The 3,606-nt window shown below is 32.1% G+C and carries 4 protein-coding genes; all 4 read right to left on the reverse strand.

Features of this window, described 5'->3' with window-relative positions; translation table 11 throughout:
• Positions 1–88: 88 nt before the first annotated feature.
• Complete coding sequence (locus BG20_RS10890) at positions 89–463, reverse strand: hypothetical protein (RefSeq protein ID WP_010195289.1); 375 nt, start codon at positions 461–463, stop codon at positions 89–91.
• Between the two features lie 77 nt (positions 464–540).
• Positions 541–1,899 carry a pyridoxal phosphate-dependent aminotransferase gene (locus BG20_RS10895; protein ID WP_048097253.1) on the reverse strand — a complete coding sequence of 453 codons (1,359 nt, stop codon included), beginning with the start codon at positions 1,897–1,899 and terminating at the stop codon, positions 541–543.
• Between the two features lie 75 nt (positions 1,900–1,974).
• Complete coding sequence (locus BG20_RS10900; RefSeq protein ID WP_010195296.1) at positions 1,975–2,721, reverse strand: hypothetical protein; 747 nt, start codon at positions 2,719–2,721, stop codon at positions 1,975–1,977.
• A gap of 251 nt (positions 2,722–2,972) precedes the next feature.
• A partial coding sequence (locus BG20_RS10905; protein ID WP_010195297.1) for an FkbM family methyltransferase occupies positions 2,973–3,606 on the reverse strand: 634 nt, incomplete at its 5' end.

Here is a 3,606-nt window from a genome sequence, read left to right on the forward strand (position 1 = left end):
GTAATTTGCCATGATTTTATTGATAAATCACGGTACATTAATGTTGGTTATTTGATAATTATTTTTTTAATTAGAGTTTATTATGGAATTAAGTTTGTTTTTGATAATTCTCTGAAATTACTCCAAATGGATTATTCAATGACATCATTATGGCATGATGTACTTCTAAATAATTTTTCATAATTTCTCTTGAGTTATCTGTGTGTGACATATGTGGTCGAAATATTGTATCAATATACATTTCATGCATTTTCAAAACACCTTGATCTATTTTTCCAAATAATTTTACTTCATTTATTTTTATCATGTTGAACATATGATGAACATAGTTATAGTATTCTCTATGAATGTCTGAAAATCCTTTGATATATAGGGGCAAAAATGATTCCCCATTTTTTATAATTTGTTTAATATTTCTCTCGTAAACTTCTGAGATGGTATTTGTCTGATTGCTTTCTTCCATATTGGGTTGATATCTTATTTGTATAAAAGGAGTTCTTTATGTAATGTGTTTTGTATCTCTAGTGAATTTTTTCGGTTCTAACTGGTAATTTTTAAACTATCATTTTTTGCTTTTAAATTTTTTAGATTCTCTTTTTTTATATCTTCAAAGAATCTCTTGATCATTTTAATTCCTGCAACAATTTTTGGAGCATTGGTTGCTGCAAATTCTTCTCTTTCTGAGGCTGTTTTCGGTTTGTGATTTTTGTAATTTTCATAAACTTTAGCCCCATCATAATCCACATATGCAATTCTAGCACTGTAATCAGTTCTTTCCAAGACTAGACTATCCCCTCCAACAATTGCAGTATGATAAGGATGAACAATTAATGCCTCTGATAGCTTTTGTGAAGTTGTAATTTTTGCTGTTTGTAACTCTAAAGAATAATGATTAAAATTTACTAACAGATAAAATGTTGCCTCTGGTTTTGTAATTTTAACTCCTTCTATTTCTGCGAGTTTATTGTAAGTGTACTCTCCCATAATCTCATGAATGCTTCTAGTTATTGTAAAGTACTCGTTCATTTCATCACTTATCTCAAATCCTGCAACTGCTGCATGCTGAATTGGTGTTGATACTGCAGTGTACTCTGTTGCAAGGATCTTTTTGAATTGTAATTGAAGATCTGATGCATTTTGTGGGAATATTACATATCCTAATCTGTATCCACCGGCTGCATGAGATTTTGATAACCCATTTGTTACAAATGTTCCTTCTGGGTAAATTTTTCCCATACTGACAAATTTTGAAAAATCATATGTTGTTTGGGCATAAATCTCATCTGATATGATTAAGATATTTTGCTCTTTACATACATCTGCAATCTCTTCTAACTCCAATCTATCGTAAAGTAATCCTGTTGGATTATGAGGATTATTTAGTATCAGAATTTTCTGTCTATCTTGTAATCTTAATCCTAGTTTTCTAAGGCTATTTGGTGATATTTTTCTGTTAGCCCCCGTTGGTAGCATATGGTAATTTTTTTTCAAGAGTCTAATTTGTGGAAGATATCCAAGCCATGCTGGAGTGGGTAAAATTACAGTTCCATGTAAAATCTCCAATAAATTAAAAATCAACTCTTTTGTGCCAGGTCCTACATAGATTCTCTGAGGATCTACATCAATGTCAAAATAATATTTGTTGTATTTTGATATGGCTCTTCTTAACTCTGGTATTCCAGGAACTGCTGCATACGCTCCTTTACTGGCATTTTTTACTAGTTCATTTTGAATTAATTTAGGCACTGGAAATGGTGATTGTCCAAACGCAAATCCATAAAATCCAAAACTGCATTCTAGATGGTGACATTCGGAGTGAAATTCTTGCAAAAAGGTGTTTAATTTTAAATTCTCCGGCAGTTCTATATCTTGAACTTGTTGATCAACTATGAATTCCACATCCATTGTATTTTTAGCTCAAATATAATGATTTTATATGCTAATTGAATTATAAAAAAGAAAGAGTGGTTGCACTTAATTGAAAAGTGCTGATAACTCTACTGATACATCTACAGGATCAATCTCTGTTGACTCAACTACATCTCCAATTAGTGTTGTATCAACCTGACCAACTAGTACCAATGGAATTCTAATGTTTGCCTGCTCATTGATAATTGCAGATCTGTGAAATGCAAGTGCAAATGAACCAGACTCATCAGCTATTGGTGCAAAGTAACCATTGAGATGAACCACTACAGAATCAAATTCACTTGTTGTTCCTTTTAGAACTACGTGATTGCCTCTAGCAAATCCTTGAAGATCAAATGTTACATTTCTATCTCCAATTTCAGCATCTGCTGTTCCAGATATTTTCCAACCTCTTTGACCTATTTTTCCAGCTTCGCCAGAAAGATCAAATGTTGCAGGAACTGCTTTTCCGCCGATGACTGCCCACCCAGTAACTTTTCCTGAGAATTCTAAAGATGGAACTACATTTACGTCCGTTTTTTCTGCTAGTCTATCATTTCGTAGATCTCTTAAATCATCGAGTTGAGTCTTTATGTTTTGTCGCTGCTCTTTGATTTGATCTCGAACTTGTTTTTGTTCTTTGTAGATTTGTTTGTCTTTTGTTTCAGCCGTATTAGCATTTACACTAACATCTGCATTGACATCAGCATTTACATCAGCATTTACATCTGATTGTGCAAATACTGTGCTTGCTGGTGCCATTGCCACTGCCATGATAATTGTCAGTGCTGAAAACAGTTTTACGTACTTCATTATGCATCAGATCACACGAATCTATTAAGTAATTACGAATCTTTGTTACTGATGATTGCTCTGTATTTGAGATAATTTCATAAGGTATGAAGTTATTTCCATTTTTGGCAATAGTGATTTTAATACTGATTTACGCTCAATTTCATATTAATGTCGCTGTCCGCTGAAAAGAAAAAGAAACTCAAAGAATTGGATGAAAAACTAGAAGAAGTATTTAGTAGACATAAAACTTAATCTGAGTAAATATCAAGTTATTTAATGCATAACAAATTCGTATACCATCTTCCAGCTTGGTTCTCCTTTGTTCGTTCTACTGGTTTTTTAATCCGTTCTTTTGTAATTTTTAACATTTCATTAACAGTAACATGATATGTTTTTTGCAAGAATTCATCGATATGGTAAAGACTGAATCCTGATGATGTCAATATTTCAAGAAATTCTTTTGGTTCGATCCCGGCGTTTACAACACCTTGTGGCCAAAATTCTGTGATCAAAGTAAGTTTTTTGTTAAACTCGATAGTTTTTTTCATCCCATCTAGAGATTTTTTCTCAGAACCTTCTACATCCATTTTAATAATATCTGCTTTCAGATTTCCGGTCTTTTCTAAAAATGAATCAATACTGATAATTTTTATTTTCTGTTTACTTCCTTTATGTTCTCCAGAACTATAATTATATTCAAACAAACTGTGTTCTGATTTGTAAAAAGGTGACAAAAATAATTCACTATGACCGTCATGATCTGATACTGCTGCGTCTACTACTATGATATTGGTAAAACTATTTTCTACAATACTTTTTTTGAATAATGAGATGTTTTCTTTTGATGGTTCAAATGAAAATATTTTACCATTCGGTCCTACCTTACTTCGTGCTAAAAGAGAG

Source organism: Candidatus Nitrosarchaeum limnium BG20 (genome assembly GCF_000241145.1).
Taxonomy (GTDB): domain Archaea; phylum Thermoproteota; class Nitrososphaeria; order Nitrososphaerales; family Nitrosopumilaceae; genus Nitrosarchaeum; species Nitrosarchaeum limnae.